Source organism: Clostridium sp. Marseille-QA1073 (assembly GCF_054863625.1).
This window is the reverse complement of the sequence record NZ_JBSVQM010000008.1, coordinates 95,479-114,685: the sequence shown is the minus strand read 5'-3', so window position 1 is coordinate 114,685 and position 19,207 is coordinate 95,479. Positions and strand designations below refer to the sequence as shown.

Below are 19,207 nucleotides of genomic sequence, written 5' to 3'. Positions count from 1 at the left end.
CGCCTCCGAAATTATTGATTCTATGATTATTATATGTAGATGCTAAATAAGCTTCTACTTTAATAAATTCTTACTCCCCTTATTTTTCTTAAACCATTCTGTTGCAAAATCTACTGCTGTTTTTTGATGAAATAATCTACTCTCAGCTTGTCCTACCAATCCTCTACTCACATTATGTCTTTTCTCAAATTCTAAGCCTATAGAATTAAAATCTTCACTATCTAAATCAATATCCCTAAAAGTCTTCCAAACTCTCTTACCATTTTCTAAGATAGGTGCAGCTAATTCTGTATACATTCTTACATTAGATTTATATTCACTTAAATGAAAAGAGGTATTATTCTCATAAGGTACTCCTAGCAGTAGTACATATCCATTTATATTATAAACTTTTCCTAGAGGTGATGTCTCTCCTAGTGAATCCTCCAAATTATGAACCCCTATAATATCTTCTGAATCCTTACCCCAGGCAGTAAAAGAAGCCTGTGGATGATCACTTCTTAACACATTAGGAAAATTTCTAAAAACTTCTGCAATTCTTCCCATTCCTCTTGTAGGGGTTATATGTTTATCAAAAGCAGGCATAGTTTCTCTAATTATTTCATACCATTGTTCGGGTACAGGAGGATTTCCCCAATAACAAGGTTCTGAGTAATCTCCCGTTTGAGCCGGCATAATAATATTACCTTCCTCTGTAATTATATCCATAAGTGATTTTATTACTGATACATCCCCTCCACAAACCCAGCCCATAGAACTTAAAGAGGAATGTACAATAATAGTCATTCCTTTTTTAAGTCCCAACGCAGTTAAATCTTTTTTTAGGCTTTCTATAGTGTTTATAGTATTGGTATTTTCTATTATAATTCCCTCTCTCATTTCTTCTACCTTCCCTTATTTGAAATCCTCTGGAAAATCTACAGTAAAATCAAAAACTGTACCACAATTAGTACAAACACTAGCATACAGTTTTGATCCTAATGCAAAAATTTTATCCATAGGTTCTAATAATATGGTCTTACTTGCAGCTCTTTTGATTTCAGTAGAATTACATTTAGGACACTTTAATTCTTCCACGACATATTCCCCCTTTAATCCATTACCTACTTATTCTTTTAATATTCATTAAATCCTTTTAATATAACAGTATATTTATTAACGTATTGAGTAGGTTCTTATGAATAGAAAAAATAATACTTATAGCTTTATATAAGTATCCAATCTAAAAACTTAAAATGCATCCTGGAAAATAAATTTCCTATAAAAATAATTTAATCTCTTAAAAATTAAGAATTAATAGTTAAGAATGAAGAATTCAGTCCGAAATTGGCCCTTAGTGAATTTCTTAAAATAAAATTTAGTTTAAAAACTCTAAAGACTTTGGCAGTGGAGTTTTAACTATAATTCTTCATCTCTTATTTTTAATTTTTAATTTATAAATAAGAATTTTTCTTATAAAAACGAAAATGGTGTACAAGTTAAATTTCATTAAGGAAACCTATATTTTCTTACCCAATTTATTATTAATCTTTTAATATTTAATTTTTATGCAATGATTCTTAATGCGTATTTAGTGTGTTTTCAAATTTTTTAAAAAGGTATTCTAACTATATATATTCAATTGCTCATGATAGTATCCAGCATTTGTATAATAATAGCTTCTAATAATTTAAAGAAAATACTTTTCAAATAATATAATTCAAATAAACTCTCTAGATATAAAAATAGATATTTAAATATGCTAATTATTTAATAATAAAAAACCAGAGGTCACTCTCTGGTTCTACTTAACTTAATTAACATATACTAATTTTATATATTATAATAACTTTTATTTTAATTAAAATGCATATATACAAAACAATCTATGTCATAGCAATCTATTTTATTTTTGTTGTAAAAAACTATCTATTAGTTCGATATCTCTTAAGTCTTTTTCTCTTCCCAGTTTTATCTTCTGCTTTCTTATGCTTTCTAAGCTTCCTACAGGAAGATCATTAATTAACTCTACGTTATCTACCTTCCACTCCTCAAAGATCTCTAATTCTTCATTTACCCTTATTACTCTTGAACTGTCTTTTAAAACTATTGGCTTATATCCATTTTTAATTAAACTTTCAAATAAAAACTTACTACAGCCTAAGTCAATATCTCTAGTTTCATTTTTCACTCCATGTATAACTAGTGAAGCACCTGCTAAAACCCAGTAATGGTCCTTAGGAAAATTTAATTCTTCTAATATTTCCATAATATTTTCTCTTTTTAACATATAGCCTCCTTATATATAGATTTATTATCTTTAAATTCAATCTATGCATTCATGTAATTGTATTACTAAATTAATTAAGTTTACATTAATATAAAATTGACTATTGACAATTCTCAATTATTGTCAATTCTCAGCAGAGCATGAGAATTCTTAAATTAATTATTTTATAAAACTAATTGAATTCATTGCTTTTCAACTAAATTTTTAAAAAAGTTAAGGCATAAATATCAGTTATATATTAACTTTTCAAGTAATACATCTATATATACTATAATTATATATAATTATGACAAAATTTTAAAATTTTTATTAAGAATAACTGTTATATACTAGTTAATAATTATTAAGTCGTCCTATTATATAAAGTATCCTGTATATAAATATAAAGCATAAGACCAAGATATCGGCCTTATGCTTTGTATTTATCTAACGTCTTTTTTGTAGCTTCTAGTAGACTACTAAGTTCGAATACTTCACCTTCTTCTAAAAGCCTGTTTAATTGTTCTGTATATCTTGAAGCCTCTAAAAGCTTTCCTAAAGATGAAAGTGTTAAGATATTTTCAACTATATCCGTAACTAGACTAGATTTAACCTCAAATAATTTCTGAGCATCTTTAATTTCATCTTTTATCTCAAGCATTTGCTCATCTAATTGAAAGGCTGCATCTGCTGCAGTTTTTAACTTCATTCTTACATCTTTAGGTATATCGTGTTTATATTTATAATTTAAAGAATGTTCTACTGTAGCCCAGAAATTCATAGCTAAAGTTCTAATTTGAAACTCTGCTAAAATTTCTGTTTGCCCATCAGCCATATTTACTGGATATTTTATAATCATATGATAACTTCTATAACCACTTGCCTTAACATTCGTTACATAATCCTTCTCATAGATTATTTGCATATCCTTCCTTTGTCTAATTAAATTAACAACCTTTTCTATATCATCAACAAACTGGCACATAATTCTCACACCAGCTATATCTTCCATTTCATATTCTATTCTATCTAATGGTATATTAAATTTATTTGCTTTTTCTAAAATGCTAGATACTTCCTTAACTCTTGCAGTTACAAATTCTATTGGAGAATATTCATTTTTTCTTCTAAGTTCTCTTCTAATACTTTTAAATTTAACTTTAAGTTCTTCTACTGCCTGTTCATAAGGAATTAAAAATTTTTTCCATTCTCTTATTGCCATATGTAAGTCACCCTTCACAAATATTAAATTGTTACGAAATATATATTATATTATATATATAATATAATGTTATTATAGAAAAATATCAATGATTTAGATATAATATTGTATTTATTGTTTATTTAGCGGTTTATGGAGGATTTTATTATGAAAAATATTTTTTCTGGACTAGAAGATCTAGGATTTGAAGAGATAGACAATCTTCAAATATATAAGGTGGAAAAAAGCACAAACAAAAAAGAAGAAGTTAAAAATGATTTATATGAATCTTTACTTTATCATAAGACTATAGATTGTCCTGTATGTAATTATAGATTTAAACAACTTGCACTTAAAAGTACTTCTTATAGAATGATTTCAAAAGACTCGGATTTTTTTATAAGATATGATCTTATAAATCCTTATTTTTATGATGTTTATATTTGTGAAAGCTGCGGGTATTCAGCTTTAAAATCTGACTTCTATAAAATAATGACTGTTCAAAAAGATTTAATACTTAAAAATGTAACTTCAAAATTTAAACCAAGAACTTATCCTGATAAATATACATTAGAAATTGCTATAGAAAGATATAAAATGGCACTATTAAATGCAGTTTTTATGAATGCTAAACCTAGTCAAAAGGCTATGATTTGCTTGAAATTATCATGGATGTATCGATTAGGTAATTCAGATTATCATAGCGAAATGGAACGGACCTTTTTAAGTTTCGCATTAGAAGGGTTTAACGATGCCTATTATAATGAAACCTTACCTTTATACGGTATGGATAAATTTGTTATGATATATTTAATAGGCGAACTAAATAGAAGACTGTTGAATTATAATACAGCTCTTATATGGTTCAGCCAAGTATTAACTGCTCCTAATGTAAAACAAAGCTTAAAAGAGTTAGTTAGAACTCAAAGAGATCTAATTAGGGAAGCAGAACTTATTAAAGCCAAGCTTGAAAAAACTAGTGATATCATTGATGATAATTTTAACTTTGATGGTAAAGATGAAAAAGCTCCTATTCAAGAAGTAAATAATAAAGAAGATAAATCTAAAGGAATCTTTTCAAAAATCTTTAATTCTAAAAATCGTGATTAGTTAATCACCACTTTTAAAATTAAAGATGTGAATGAAAAATTGATGTTATTATTCATAATTTTTCATTCACAATCTATATATTTATAACCTGCACGTTATAAATATATAGATTTTTATGGTAATATTAATTTTGGTGAAAAGTCTATATGATCACAAGAAGTTAATACATACTCTATACCATTTTTAATCCCTTCAAAGGCATATTTCAAAGCAACACCATGAATATGCCCATAAATAACCTTCTCTACCTCATATTCATTTAATATTTCGGTAAATCCATTTTCCTCTTCAATACTATTTACTGGTGGGTAATGAAGCATAACTATAAGCTTTTTATAACCAGCCTTTTTAGCACTATCTAAAGATAATCTAAGCCTTATAAGTTCTCTTTCATAAATTTTTTTGTCATGAGCAGTAAATTTAGAGCTTATTGGAGTAATCCACCCTCTACTGCCACAGATTCCATAATTCTCATAAGTAAAAAAATTATTTTGTATAAAATCCATATTATCATAAAGAGAATTAAGCTTTGTTATACTAGTCCACCAATAATCATGGTTTCCTCTCACTAATATTTTTCTTCCTGGAAGCTTATTTATAAAATCTAAATCTTCCTTACCTTCTTCCATCTTCATAGACCAGGAAATGTCTCCTGCAATTAAGACTGTATCCTCTATTTTAATGGTTTCCAGCCAATTATTTTTTATTTTTTCATCATGTTTATACCACTTATCTCCAAAAATATCCATAGGCTTATCTCCAGTAGATGCTAAATGGAAATCAGATATAGCATATAATGCCAATATTTATCACCTGCTCTTCATCCTATTGTCAATATCCATAACATATGCAATGACCTTTGCTACCACATCATAAAGCTCTAAAGGGATCTCATCTCCTACGTCTACATTAGTAAGAAGATTTGCCAACTCTTCATTTTCAACTATAGGAACTTCATTTTCCTCTGCTTTTTCTAGAATTTTATCTGCAATATGCCCCATACCTGCTGCAGTAACCTTAGGTGCAGTAGCTCCATAATCATACTTTACTGCAGCAGCTTTTTTTACATTTTTCATTTTACCACACCTTTATAAGATAGTTAATTAATACGTATAACTAAAATATCTTAAAAATTAATATATAGCTAATATAACTATGCCATTAAGAGTTTAAATTCACAATTCACAATTATAGTTGAAATTAATTCATAAAGAATTAATTTCTTTAATAGATTTTTACTAGCAATGCAATTGCTAGCTTTTTTTACCTCTGTGGAACAGTAGTGAAGCTCTTTAGGGTTCCCCTGAGGTGCAGTATAGTTTGAAACAACACTAATAAATTTAGCTAATACTATAGAGATACTACAGTTGCTAGTTTTTTATAGGAAGTTACTTTGTAACTTCAAATAGAATTAATTTTAAATTTCTCAGCTTTTGCTGAGAAATTTCCACAATTGTGAATTGTGAATTGTGCATTGTGAATTAAATGGTTCTAATTATAATACTAAAAAATTCCATTTTTTTATATACATTAATCTTAATATTGATATCTATCCATATTAGTTATACTCTTACATTAATTATACTTAAATCATTATCATCAAAAAATTCTCTACAATTTGATAATGTAAATTTTTCTATTTTTTCTTTTATGTTAACATTAAAAACATATGAATTACAACCTAAATCTTCAATAAGCTTATATCTATAAACCTCTAATACATTCATAAAAGCCTTTTGTGAATGTATATCTATATTTATATAGTCGTTATTTACATTAATAAAAGCATCTACTACTTCCATATTTAAAGTTCTTATGCTTGTAGCAATTTTAATATTTCTAGAATCTATCTTTTTACCTTTACCTCTTTCATCTTTAATTACAAGCTTACAGTCATAATCTTGCTCTTTAACATTCATAGGTACATTTAAATAATAGTAATCATTACTTAAAGTGTTAAAAACTTTAAAATCATGCATTTTACTTTCAATAAGTTGCATTACTTTGTTAAATGTAGATGGATTATCTTCATTACTCTTTATAAGTTGCATAATTCCATCTTTCATCATAGATACTTTTTCTTTTATTTCACTTTTAACTATATCAGAAGTAAGAATTTTAAATTTTAAGTCTATATCTTTTTCAATAACTTTACCTTCTTTTATATCTTTAGATAAGTTATTATCTTTATTAACTTTATCCTCTACTATTTTATCTTCTTTTGAATCAATAATCTCCCTTTCTACTAAATTACTATTAATACTTTCACCTTCGTTTTTAACTAAAAGATTTTTTTCATTAACAACAACTTTAGTATTTATTTCTTTATTTGATACTTCTTCCCCTTGTAAAGCAATGTCTTTTACAGTATTATCAAAACTCTCATTTTTTATTACCTTGTTTTCCTTATCTAAGGATGTTAGTGATTTATCCTCAATAGCTCTCTCCTTAGAAATTTTATTATCTATAATCATATCTTTATTCTCAATATCTAATGCTTCTAATACTTCTTGAATATTTTTAACTACTACCAAGTCTTCTTTATTAATATTATTAAAACTTTTTATATTTTCTTCTGTAATTGGTATGTTCTCTTCCTTCATCATTAGTAACGAATTTAAATCTAAAGTCTTTAGAGAAGAAAAAAAGTTCTTTAAAGTATTTTTAACCATAGCTCCCTTTTCACTATTAGGCTCTATATTTTTTGCTATCAAATACTTTTCTATAAAATTATCTTCTTCTCCAGATTCTATATTTATTTTATTAGTGAAGTCAACTATGGTTTTAACCTCATCAAAATTTTCTTGAGTTAACGGAATATTAAATTTAAGCATTTCCTTTAATATATACTCATCACCCTTTGAAATTTTTAATCCTAAGTTTTTTATTACCTCTTCTAATATACTTTTGCTTTCTAAAGGTATTAACGCTTCTAGAGGTTTACTATCCCCACCTAATACTAAAGTTAATTTTCCTTCACTAAAATCATCTACTACAAATTTTAATAAATAATTTTCTAACAGGGTATCCTCAATAAAACCATCTATTTTAGCAGGAAATTGTCTTCCATCCAAAAGTCTTATTACAATTTCACCACTTTCTTTATTGATATTTAATATCCTTGCACTAAAGCTATCTCCCTTTCTGAAAGTAGTTTTATTAAAATCTTGCTGAGTAGCCTGATTTTGAACCATATTGATTTTCCAAATACCAGACATAATATCTCTCCTTAAAGGTATCTATATTTACTTTAATTATCGTAAAGAATTTATATTTATTGATAACATAAAGAAAAGCTTTTATAATATTTCTATTTCTATGTCCTCTATATTAGCCTCACAATTTTTTTCTATGTAATCTATAACCTTTTGTAATACACTGTCACCATGGCTGCTGCTACTGCTCACAACTGCAATTCCAATTACTATAGTTTGATGTATATCTTGATTTTCTACCTCTGCAATAGACACATTAAACTTATGTTTTACCTTATCTATTATACTTTTAACAATCATTCGTTTTTCTTTTAATGAATGTACCCAAGGTGCATTTAATTTTATTTTCGCTATAGCTATAATCATAATAATACCTCCTATAAATAAATTTTGTTAAATTATTTAAAATAGCATTTAAAGATAAAATAAATATTTTCTTTAAGATATTACTAACGATGATATTATTAGTTAAATCTAAAGAAGAAATATAATATCATATTCACTAGCTATTCCTTTAAAATACCTAAATATATTATTTATGTTCTAATAATTACTATTCCTTTTTATTATAATATATAAAAAGGTCTCCTGATTTTCATCAGTGAGACCTTATCCAATTCTTTTTATTTATTTTGCTTGCTCTAAAGCTTTATTTACAGCTTCTACAACTCCATTACTTGATCCTGTTGCTCCTGAAACTGCTTCTATTTTCTCAGTTGTTTGCTTTTCTTTAATTGTTTTGATTGTCTCTTCTATAGCTTTATCTCCAAGACCTTCAGTTTCTTTTTGTTCAACAACTTTAATATCTTCTATTTTTCCATCCTTAACTTCTACAGATACCTCTATATCACCTTTAAATCCTTTTCCAACACCTTTATAGCTTCCGTCTTTGTAAGCTGCTTCTTTACTTCCACATCCTACTAATATCCCCATTGTTAATATTGATGATAATAATACGCTTGCTACTTTTTTCATTTTAAATTCCTCCTTAGTGATATTAAATGTTCAATGCAAATAATTACCAATATCACATATTAAAATTATTCTTTGATAATTTCTCTCAATAAATATACCATAATTTTTCTACATTGTATACAGTTTGTTTTTAACTCATTTTACTCATAGTTTTCCATAATGTTCCATTATAAAATTAATACATATCTAAAATAGTTGTTACTTAATTTAATATTTAAATCTGTAATTCATAGTTTATACTTATAAATACTTCTAATATAAAAAGACAAACTTATAAAGAATTTATTTTGCTAATAATTGTGTACTATTATAATGTTAAAATTGAAATATTCAAAAGAATAGTTATATTTGTCTACAATTTAAGTATTGATTTAAATATATTTTATAGTATTATTTTAAATTTTTTGCTGCAGTTTGTCCTGCTCTTCTTCCATAAACTATTATATCTGCTAGTGCATTTCCACCAAGTCTATTTCCGCCATGAACTCCTCCTGTAACCTCTCCTGCTGCATAAAATCCTGGTATAATTTGTCCGTCTTCTCCGATTACCTCTCCATCAGTGTTGATTTTAACTCCACCCATAGTATGATGAACTGCTGGTGTAACTTCAATCGCGTAGAATTTTGGACTTTCTAAGCTAATTGCCATATCAGTTCTTTGGAATTCTGTATCATTATTAGCTTTTTGTGCTTTGTTATATGTTTCAACAGTTGTAGTTAAATTAGTTTTATCAATATCTAATTTTTCAGCTAATTCTTCTATAGAATTTGCCTCAGTAACTAAATCCATACTAAAATATTCTTCTATAGCTTTTAATCCTTTTCTCAATTCTTCATCAAAAAATAAGTAGCCAACCTTATCTTTTTGATCTAATATGGCTTTTGAAACAACATCTCTAGTTAATAATTCATTAATAAACCTTTTACCATCTTTGTTTATAAGTATTGCACCATTACCTCTTACCGCTTCAGTAATCATGATGCCTTTTCCCGGAACTACCGTTGGGTGAGTTTGTATTTCACTCATATCTACAAAAGCAGCACCTACTTTTTTAGCTAGTACAATTCCATCTCCAGTAGCCCCTGGATGATTTGTTGTATCAAACCCTTCTAACTCAGCTTTATTTTCTACAACCATTTCTTTATTAGCTGAAAATCCTCCAGCAGTTAATATAACACTTTTAGTATTTATTGTGTATTCTTTACCTTCTTTATTTGTAGCTTTAACAGCTGAAATCTTTCCTTCTTTATCTTTAACTATTTCAACAGCCTCATTCATCGTTCTAATATCAATTTTTTTATCTTCTGAAACCTTTTTTAAGGTTGAAATTATATTAGGTCCTACTGCTGATCCTCCTGCTGGTCTATGGATCCTTCTAACTGAGGCTCCTCCTGCTGCTCCCACATCTGATAAATCAGCACCTAAACTTTCTAACCATTCAACAGTATCTTTTGCTTCTTCAGTTAATACTTTAACTAATTCTTCATTATTCTTATCATATCCACCTTTCATAGTATCTTTAAAGAATAATTCAGCACTATCTTTAATTCCAGCTTCTTCTTGAGCTTTTGTTCCAGCAGCATTCAATCCACCTGTCGCACGAGTTGTATTTCCTCCAACCATAGGCATCTTTTCTAAAACAACAATTTTAGCTCCACTTTCCTGCGCCTCAACAGCTGCTGCAAGACCTGCCCCACCTGCCCCTATAATAACAATATCTGCACTTTCCGTTTTACTTCCACAACCAACTAATAACGGAATAGCAATTATAGCTGTCATTGCTAAAGCTATTATCTTCTTTTTCATTTTTCTTCCCCCTAACAGAAATTATCTATGGCTAGAGTATATTTGTTAAATAATAAACAATCAATATTTTGTTCTTATTATTTATTTTGTTCTTTTTGGTCTAAAATCTTATATACATGACAAGGTCTACCTATTTTCCCATATTCTAATTGAATATAAAGCCTCCCCTCTTTTAACATATATTCAAGATACCTTCTAACTGTAACTCTTGCCATACCTATATTTTCAGAAAGTTCTTCTGCTGTAAAGCAGCAATGTGCATCATTGTTAATATAATTCCAAATCTGATTATAAGTATGAATATTCAGTCCTTTTATTAACTCTATTTCACTCTCATTCTCAGACATATTTTTATAATTATCTTCATTATTTAGAACGTATTGATCAATAGTTTTTTGTTCTATAGAAACTAGTTTATTAAAGGTTTCAATACGTTTTTTATAATTATATAATGCCTCCTTAAATCTATCAAAAGTAAAAGGCTTTATTAAATAATCTATTGTTCCATATCTAAAAGCTTCTTGTACAGCTTCACAACTTCTATCAGCAGTAATCAATATTACATCACAGCAAATACCATCATTTCTTATCCATCTAATAAAATCTAATCCATTTTCATTTGGAAGAAATATATCTAAAAGTACTAATTGTGTTTTTTTACTTTCTATAATTCTTTTTGCTTCTTCTAAATTCCCCACTGCTCCACATAGTTTAAATCCTTGTAGTTTATTTAAAAACATTGAGTTTATCTCTCTTACCATTGGATCATCCTCTACAACTAAAACATCAATCATTTTAAATATCCTCCTCTATTTGGAAATCGTTACATACCAAGTAGTCTTTTCATCAGTAGTAAAGCATATATTACCATTTATCTCTTTTATTATTTTCAATATGTTATAAAGTCCATGTCCCCTATCACCAAGTTTTGTTGTAAAACCCTGATTAAATATTTTATCTTCTATATCTTTTGGTATCTTATCTCCATTATTACTTATTTCTATTTGAATCTCTTTGTCACTTTCCATTATAAACACTGTTATTTTAGCATTTTCTTTGCCTATAACCGCATCAATAGAATTTTCAATCAAATTTCCTAATATAATTGCAAACTCATCTATTGTTATGCCCTTAGGAATTTCTTTCAGTTCACAGCTCTGATCAATCTCAAAATCTATCCTTGCTTCAGATGCTTTATTATATTTTGCTAATATTAATCCGGCTATAACAGGTTCTTTAATTCTGTTATTTAATAAGTCTAAAATATGACTTCTCGCTTGTGCAGTATTATGTATAAACTCTAAAGCTTTCTCATATTCCTCTAGTTGAATAAGTCCTGAAATTGTATGGAGTTTATTCATAAATTCATGATTTTGTGCTCTTAAAGACCACATAAATCTTTTAATTCCTGTAAGTTCTTCGGCCATAAGTTTAACCTTTGTAAAGTCTTGAAAAGTCACAATAGAACCTATAATATTACTTCCATTATTAGTGATAGGATAATAATTACTAATAACTGTTTTTCCTAAAGGAAGTTTTTCTTCTACATTTGTAATAGGTACTCCATCTTTTAATACTATTTTTAATTTACTAAAATGTTCAATTTCTTTTAAAGTTCTTCCTACATATTTTTCCTCTGCCAGAAATTCTCTAGCATTTTTATTTACTACTGTTATTATCCCTTCTTTATTTGAAGCTATTATTCCCTCATTCATACTTTCTAAAATAGCTTCTCTTTCGCTAAGTACCCAAGCTATTTCATCAGGTTCAAGTCCAAAAATAGACTTTTTAATATTATGAAAAATTACAATAGCTCCTACAATTCCTATTATAAGACCTATAATTACATAGGGAAGAAAATTTATCATTAAATCTGTGTATTCGTCATTAAAACTCCCTAAAAATAATCCTACACAAACAGCACCAACTTGCTTTCCATCTCTATATATAGGTGTGAAAGCCTTAATAGATCTATCTATATCTTCAATTATGTCTGTAGTAATATAACTTCGACCTTTTGATAATACAATATTTTCTTTCTCATTAATAAAAATTTTCCCTAAGCTTTCTGTAAGATAGTGAGAATATGCAATACCTTTCATATCCATCACTACAATAAATTGACCTCTTGTTTTAAGTCTCAAAGCTTCTATTCTAGGCTGTATTTTATAAATTCCTTTTTCCATTCCTACATTATCTATAACTACTTCCATAGCTGCAACCGAGGTAGCCATATTCATAACAGCCTTGCCTTTTTCTTCTTTTAATATCATCTTGGAATAATTCATAAAAAAATAAGTTACAATAATTAAGGTAAAACATATAATACTAGTTACTAAAATTATCATTTTATTTTGAAGTTTCATCAAAATCACCTTTATTTAAAACATCCGTATACATATATTTTTAAAAATGCCATTAAAATACATGAGTAAAAAAAAAACTGCTAACATTGTAGCAGTTTTTCTTTTATTTAACTTCCAACTTATAGAATTTTTTCTTTCCTCTTTTTATTAATGCATATCCATCTTTTATAAAATCTATAGAGAATTTAGCATTAACATCATCTATCTTAGTTTCATTTATAGTTAATCCACCTTGTTGTATAAGTCTTCTTCCTTCTGCTTTAGATGGCACTATTTCTGTCTGAACCAATATATCTAATATATTACCTTCTAACATATCGTTGCCTATAGTTACTGTAGGTACATTAGACATATCAACTCCGCCACCAAATAAGCTTTCTGCAGCAGCCTTAGCTTTTTCTGCCTCTTCTTCTCCATGTACAAGCTTTGTAACTTCATAAGCAAGTACTGTTTTAGCTTTATTTATTTCGGATCCTTCTAATGCAGAAAGTCTTTTTACCTCATCCATAGGTACAAAAGTTAATAGTGATAAACATTTCTCAACATCTGCATCATCAATATTTCTCCAGTATTGATAAAAATCAAAAGGAGAAGTTTTTTCTGGATCTAACCATACAGCACCATTTGCAGTTTTACCCATTTTATTTCCTTCACTGTTAGTTAATAGTGAGCAAGTCATACCATATGCTGCTTTACCTTCTTTTCTTCTTATAAGCTCCATCCCTGCTAAAATATTGGACCATTGATCATCTCCACCTAACTGCATAGTACAATTGTACTTTTGATTTAATACTAAGAAATCATATCCTTGCATTAACATATAGTTAAATTCTAAGAAAGATAATCCTTTTTCCATTCTTTGTTTAAAGCATTCTGCAGTAAGCATTCTATTAACAGAAAAATGAACTCCTACATCTCTTAAAAATTCAACATAGTTAAGGTCTAATAACCAATTAGCATTATTTTCAAGTATAGCTTTATCATCACTAAAATCTATTAATCTTGATAATTGTTTTTTAATACCTCTAATATTTTCATCTATATCTTCTCTTGTAAGCATTTTTCTCATATCAGTTCTTCCTGATGGATCTCCTATCATTGCAGTACCACCACCAACTAATGCTATTGGTCTATGACCTGCTTGTTGCATATGGGACATAAACATCATAGCTATAAAATGTCCAACGTGAAGACTATTTGCTGTTGGGTCAAATCCTATATAAAAAGTAACTTTCTCTTTTCCTAATATTTCTCTCATTTCTTCTTCGTGTGTTAACTGTTTTAAAAATCCACGTTCTTTTAAAACGTCATATACATTTGTATTACTCATTTTTATTCCTCCTTTTGTAGTACGATATTAGTTTTAATAATAAAAATTAACTATATATATTTTTGAATTCAAAATTTAAAATTACCATTGAAATTTTTATAAAAATATTTTTTAAAGCTTTTATATTTTTTTAAATAAAATAAAAGTCCCTAGTTAAAAAACTAGGGACGAAATTTTCCGTGGTACCACCCAAATTGATTTTGTAAAAAAATCCACTCATATCTTGTAACGTAAGAAATGCCGTATCAGCCTACTATTTAAATTTAAGTTCAGCCTAAAGCTCAAGAATGTATTTCATTATGTTCCTCAACTGATTTACACCAACCATCAGCTCTCTTTATGATTTCCATAACTACTTATTTCTATCATCGCCTTTAAATATAAAATTTATTATTACTATAATACTATTATTCTTTAGTAAATACAAGTATAAATTATATAAAATAACTGGGTTTAACTAATATATCTCTTTATCTCATCTGGTAACTGTCTAGGATCTCCACTAATATTTATGAAAAACTCAACGTTAAACTCTTGAGTCAAATATTCAATTTTATAAAATAATTTTTTCATTTCTTCTAAAGATGAAATTACTCCATTCATAACTCCGTCTATCATAATAGCTTCAATGTCATAATCCTGTGCTATCATTCCACATAAAAAACCATAGAAATCTTTTGCATTATCTACTTTAAAGTCCTCTGCGCATATAAATCTTATCTTCCTATCTAGTTCAAAAACCATTCTTCTGTCATCATCAACATAAACTAAGTTACCCTTTGCCTTCAAAACCTTGTCATTTGCTAAGCTAACAAGAGCCTTTGTTTTTCCTGAGCCTTTTTTGTTACAGAATACATGAATCATTTTTAACGCCCCCAGACTTATTTTATTATTTAATTATTACTATGAGTTACTATGTTTGAGTTATATTCATTATATATTATTCAGAATATTTTTACAATAAACTATTAGGAAATTTTTCAATTAATGTAAAATCCATTTATAAATTCCTCACTTCTATAATAGCTAAATTTTATATAATTATTCATTTTAAACTATATTTTATAAAATAATTTCTAGTCTTTGAAATATTTTTTTTATTATTTTTGTGATTCTTTTTAATTTTTTGAATTTTTAGCCATATACTATTTTTTACCAATAATTTAAAAGTTTCATATGCCATGTAATCCTCTTCATAACTAGCTTTTATATTATTTTATGCAGATAACAATTTAAATTTACTCATATACATAAATTGTTACTTTCATAAAAAAATTTCCACTTATTTTAAAAAACTCTATTGTATTATATAATAATTATGCTATAATAATATTAGGGTTTTATTCAACTCTAATAGATTGAACAAGGTTAATTAGAACAAGGCAATTATCCCCTCCTTTAATCGAGGAAAAGAAAGTGATAGTATCCATTGTTTAATTAGTCCTTAGATTAAAAGGAGGTCATTAATAATGGCAGATAAAAATATTACTTGTAAAGATTGTGGAAAAGAATTTGTATTCACTGAGGGAGAGCAAGCTTTCTATAAAGAAAAAGGATTCGAAAATGATCCAGTAAGATGCCCTGAGTGCAGAAAAGCTAGAAAAAATTCTAGAAATAATTACAGCAAATAATAACTAGATTACTAAGAGAGCAATTGCTCTCTTTTTTAATTTTAGAATTATATTGAATAATATTCTTAACATATAAAGGTTGTATATAAAAAATAGAGGGTATGATTCCCTCTATACTATTAAAACTTTATGTGTTTTTTTAATTGTGTTGCTAGCGGTAACGCTATAACCATACCAGCTGCAACTTGCAATGCATTACTTGGAATAGCCACTATTGCATTAGGTAAATCGTATATTATCCAGCCTGCAAAAAAATACCCTATTATCATAACAACTCCTGAAATTACAAAAGCAAAAAAGTTGTTCATAAAATTTTTCCCCTCATAACCATTTCTATAAGCTAAAGTACCTGCAATATAAGCCATTAAGCCTTTTATTATAAAAGTGAATGGAGCCCAAATAATATATGGTGAAAGTACATCAAATAAAGTCATTCCTATTGCTCCTGCCACAGCCCCTTTTTTCTTGCCTAACAATACTGCTGCAACAAAAATTGCACTATCACCTAAGTGAAGTACACCTTCTCCAGAAATAAATGGTACATGTATTATACTAGTTGCAATATAAATTATTGCAGCCATTATAGCAACTTGTACTAATGATAATGCTGTATTACTATTTACACCACTCTTAGTAGTTACCTTGTTATTTCCCATACTAAACACTCCTCCATAAAGTTTTCCCATATTAATTATACATATAAACGAAAAAATTACAATGTTTTGTTAATAATATTTTAAAAGTTTTGTATATTTTATTCTACTTTGGCGGAAACTAATTTTAATTGCAAATTTATAAGTAAATAGTTCTATTAAGAATATTCAAAAATTCTTTGAAGAAAGGTAGGTGAAAACCGTTATTGTTACTTATAAAAATTTATTATAAAACCGTTTATCTTTTCATCTATTGAATATGTGACGCTATATTAGTAACTATAAAATTACAACTATACTTTCAGTTATGCTTAATAAATTTTAAGAAGATAAGATGCTCAATAAATTAATCATTAAAATAAAGTATTTCTGAGTATTACAAGTTACATAAAAATTTAATATCTTCTATTCAATATATAAAATGAAAATAGTGCTTTTTAAAGATGAACAAATTAAGAATAAAATCAAGAATAAAGTTTTATAATATTTTTATTAAATTTTATAAGTTTTACATAACGGATGATAGCTAAATGACATATTTACGGTGGTTTGGCGGTTTTATGTTACTACTATTATTAATATGTCTCTTCTTTTTAATTGGTGGAAATTTAATAAATGTGCTATTAATAATCAGCTTATTTACCATAATTCAAGATATATTTCATAAATATTTACGTCCATAAAATATCTCTAAAAGCTGCATTTAAAACGGCTTTTAACCTTTAAATACCTTTTTCTAATTTATCTATAATTAGTTTTTAAAAACAAGAAAGCGTGAATTCATCACGCTTTCTTTGTTAAGTATTTCAAAATACCTTAATCATTATTTTTAGCTATATCTGATAATACTAGACCATCATTATGTTCTAATGCCCAACTTATTCCCCAATCATTTTGGAAAATCAATAAATCTCTATCTTTAAAGTCTTTTACAACTTTAGTATCACTAGTAATATTTAATTTCTCTGCTGGTATATCAGATTTTTCAATCCACCTTATATTTCTAAAGGAAAGCATATCCATTTTAATATCAACATTATACTCATTTTTAAGTCTAAATTCTAAAACTTCAAACTGAAGTACTCCTACAACTCCTACAATAATTTGTTCTGTACCTATATGAAGTTCTTTAAATACTTGAATAGCACCCTCTTGAGAAATTTGAGTTATTCCTTTTATAAATTGTTTTCTTTTCATTGTATCTACTGTTCTAACTCTAGCAAAATGTTCTGGTGCAAAAGTTGGTATTCCTTCAAATTTAAACTTATTGCTTGGAGAACATAATGTGTCACCTATACTAAAAATACCTGGATCAAATACTCCTATTATATCTCCAGCATAAGCATTTTCTACTATCTCCCTATCCTGTGCTAAGAATTGCTGAGGTTGTGAAAGTTTAACTTTGCTATTTCCTTGAATGTGAAAAACTTCCATACCCTTTTCAAATTTCCCTGAACAAATTCTCATAAATGCTATTCTATCTCTATGAGCTTTATTCATATTAGCTTGTATCTTAAATACAAAGGCAGAAAAATCTTCTGAAAATACATCTATTTTACCTTTATCTGATACTCTAGGTAATGGTACTGTAGTTAAATTTAAGAAGTGTCCTAAAAATGGTTCCACTCCGAAATTTGTTAATGCACTCCCAAAAAATACAGGAGTTAATTCTCCTCTTTTAACTTTTTCATAATCAAAGTCGTCTCCTGCTACATCCAAAAGCTCTATATCTTCTAATAGTTTTTCATATAATGAATCTCCAAGAACTTCTTTTACTGTCTCTTCATCTTCCATAGAAATTATATTTGTTTCAACTTCAGTTTGTCCATGGTTCCCTGCATTAAATATTTCTATTTCTTTTTTCTCTCTATCATAAACCCCTTTAAAGTGCATTCCTGTACCTATTGGCCAATTTATTGGGTAAGATTTAATTCCAAGCTCATTTTCAAGTTCTTCCATTAGTTCAAAAGGATCTCTTGTTTCTCTATCCATTTTATTTATAAAAGTAAATATAGGAATTTCTCTTATACTACAAACGTGAAATAACTTTCTTGTTTGTTCCTCAACCCCTTTAGCCCCGTCAAGTACCATAACCGCACTGTCCGCTGCCATAAGAGTTCTATATGTATCTTCACTAAAATCTTGATGGCCTGGAGTATCTAATATATTTATACAAAATCCATTATAATTAAACTCCATTACTGAAGAAGTAACGGAAATACCTCTCTTTTTTTCTATTTCCATCCAATCTGAAACAGCATGTTTAGCTGTTTTTCTAGCTTTAACAGACCCTGCAAGTCTAATAGCTCCTCCATATAAAAGTAGTTTTTCTGTAAGTGTAGTCTTACCAGCGTCAGGGTGAGAAATTATAGCAAAGGTTCTTCTTTTTTCAATTTCTTTTATGTAATCGCTCAAAAGTACCGCTCCTTTATTTAAATATATTAACTATTTTATCCTAAATCTTCATAAAATATATAAATTTAAAGTTTTATAAATGTCCATATATCTATTATTGTAAAGAAAAATTTAATTGTAATAAATATTTTAAAACTAAATTACAATTTATTATATATTATCCTACATTTAATTTTTATTAAAATTAACTAGATCAATAAATTTTTATGAGATTTAAGCTATGTTCTGTAAATAAACCTACCTTATATAATATCATA

At 27.4% G+C, this 19,207-nt stretch carries 18 protein-coding genes and 1 other annotated feature; of the genes, 2 read left to right on the top strand and 16 right to left on the bottom strand.

The genetic code is table 11. The features are described 5' to 3' along the window. Positions 1–54 precede the first annotated feature (54 nt). The 4 genes from ACY1IQ_RS09425 to ACY1IQ_RS09410 form a co-directional block, all read right to left on the bottom strand. Complete coding sequence (locus ACY1IQ_RS09425; RefSeq protein ID WP_461613702.1) at positions 55–879, bottom strand: AAC(3) family N-acetyltransferase; 825 nt, start codon at positions 877–879, stop codon at positions 55–57. Between the two features lie 15 nt (positions 880–894). Beyond that, positions 895–1,077, bottom strand: coding sequence for a hypothetical protein (locus ACY1IQ_RS09420; protein ID WP_461613701.1), 183 nt, complete (start codon positions 1,075–1,077; stop codon positions 895–897). A gap of 808 nt (positions 1,078–1,885) precedes the next feature. Next, positions 1,886–2,269, bottom strand: coding sequence for a hypothetical protein (locus ACY1IQ_RS09415; protein WP_461613700.1), 384 nt, complete (start codon positions 2,267–2,269; stop codon positions 1,886–1,888). A 409-nt stretch (positions 2,270–2,678) separates the two neighbouring features. After that, positions 2,679–3,470, bottom strand: a complete 792-nt coding sequence (locus ACY1IQ_RS09410; RefSeq protein ID WP_461613699.1) for a GTP pyrophosphokinase — start codon at positions 3,468–3,470, stop codon at positions 2,679–2,681. 147 nt (positions 3,471–3,617) lie between these two features. Between ACY1IQ_RS09410 and ACY1IQ_RS09405 the strand changes: the two genes are divergently transcribed. Further along, positions 3,618–4,559: a DUF2225 domain-containing protein gene (locus tag ACY1IQ_RS09405; RefSeq protein ID WP_461613698.1), complete on the top strand. Its 942-nt coding sequence runs from the start codon at positions 3,618–3,620 to the stop codon at positions 4,557–4,559. Positions 4,560–4,672: 113 nt separating this feature from the next. Here ACY1IQ_RS09405 and ACY1IQ_RS09400 read toward each other — a convergent pair whose 3' ends face one another. The 10 genes from ACY1IQ_RS09400 to ACY1IQ_RS09355 all read right to left on the bottom strand — a co-directional run bounded on the left by ACY1IQ_RS09400 (position 4,673) and on the right by ACY1IQ_RS09355 (position 15,115). After that, entirely contained in the window at positions 4,673–5,362 is a 690-nt protein-coding gene (locus ACY1IQ_RS09400; RefSeq protein ID WP_461613697.1) for a metallophosphoesterase, read from the bottom strand. 6 nt (positions 5,363–5,368) lie between these two features. Beyond that, positions 5,369–5,635 (bottom strand): EscU/YscU/HrcU family type III secretion system export apparatus switch protein, encoded by a 267-nt coding sequence (locus ACY1IQ_RS09395; protein WP_039633949.1) that lies wholly within the window; start codon positions 5,633–5,635, stop codon positions 5,369–5,371. Positions 5,636–6,121: 486 nt separating this feature from the next. After that, entirely contained in the window at positions 6,122–7,777 is a 1,656-nt protein-coding gene (locus ACY1IQ_RS09390) for a hypothetical protein (RefSeq protein ID WP_461613696.1), read from the bottom strand. 81 nt (positions 7,778–7,858) lie between these two features. Then, complete coding sequence (locus ACY1IQ_RS09385) at positions 7,859–8,140, bottom strand: DUF503 domain-containing protein (RefSeq protein ID WP_461613695.1); 282 nt, start codon at positions 8,138–8,140, stop codon at positions 7,859–7,861. A 261-nt stretch (positions 8,141–8,401) separates the two neighbouring features. Next, a complete protein-coding gene (locus tag ACY1IQ_RS09380; protein WP_461613694.1) occupies positions 8,402–8,749 on the bottom strand; it encodes an FMN-binding protein in 348 nt (115 codons plus the stop codon). Between the two features lie 390 nt (positions 8,750–9,139). After that, positions 9,140–10,555 (bottom strand): flavocytochrome c, encoded by a 1,416-nt coding sequence (locus ACY1IQ_RS09375; protein WP_461613693.1) that lies wholly within the window; start codon positions 10,553–10,555, stop codon positions 9,140–9,142. A 77-nt stretch (positions 10,556–10,632) separates the two neighbouring features. Continuing rightward, positions 10,633–11,349, bottom strand: a complete 717-nt coding sequence (locus ACY1IQ_RS09370; RefSeq protein ID WP_461613692.1) for a response regulator — start codon at positions 11,347–11,349, stop codon at positions 10,633–10,635. A gap of 15 nt (positions 11,350–11,364) precedes the next feature. After that, positions 11,365–12,843 carry an ATP-binding protein gene (locus ACY1IQ_RS09365; protein ID WP_461613691.1) on the bottom strand — a complete coding sequence of 493 codons (1,479 nt, stop codon included), beginning with the start codon at positions 12,841–12,843 and terminating at the stop codon, positions 11,365–11,367. A 181-nt stretch (positions 12,844–13,024) separates the two neighbouring features. Continuing rightward, positions 13,025–14,251, bottom strand: a complete 1,227-nt coding sequence (gene tyrS / locus ACY1IQ_RS09360; RefSeq protein WP_461613690.1) for a tyrosine--tRNA ligase — start codon at positions 14,249–14,251, stop codon at positions 13,025–13,027. Positions 14,252–14,411: 160 nt separating this feature from the next. Next, positions 14,412–14,629: a binding site (T-box leader), on the bottom strand. A 75-nt stretch (positions 14,630–14,704) separates the two neighbouring features. Further along, a complete protein-coding gene (locus ACY1IQ_RS09355) occupies positions 14,705–15,115 on the bottom strand; it encodes a hypothetical protein (protein WP_461613689.1) in 411 nt (136 codons plus the stop codon). 605 nt (positions 15,116–15,720) lie between these two features. On the opposite strand from ACY1IQ_RS09355, the gene ACY1IQ_RS09350 reads away from it, so the two are divergent. After that, the gene (locus tag ACY1IQ_RS09350) at positions 15,721–15,882 is read left to right on the top strand and encodes a zinc-ribbon domain-containing protein (protein ID WP_191738990.1); all 162 of its coding nucleotides are present in this window, start codon (positions 15,721–15,723) and stop codon (positions 15,880–15,882) included. A gap of 119 nt (positions 15,883–16,001) precedes the next feature. Here ACY1IQ_RS09350 and ACY1IQ_RS09345 read toward each other — a convergent pair whose 3' ends face one another. Together ACY1IQ_RS09345 and ACY1IQ_RS09340 are read right to left on the bottom strand one after the other, a co-directional pair. Further along, positions 16,002–16,538 (bottom strand): ECF transporter S component, encoded by a 537-nt coding sequence (locus ACY1IQ_RS09345; protein ID WP_461613688.1) that lies wholly within the window; start codon positions 16,536–16,538, stop codon positions 16,002–16,004. An 813-nt stretch (positions 16,539–17,351) separates the two neighbouring features. Then, the gene (locus ACY1IQ_RS09340; RefSeq protein WP_461613687.1) at positions 17,352–18,950 is read right to left on the bottom strand and encodes a peptide chain release factor 3; all 1,599 of its coding nucleotides are present in this window, start codon (positions 18,948–18,950) and stop codon (positions 17,352–17,354) included. Positions 18,951–19,207 lie beyond the last annotated feature (257 nt).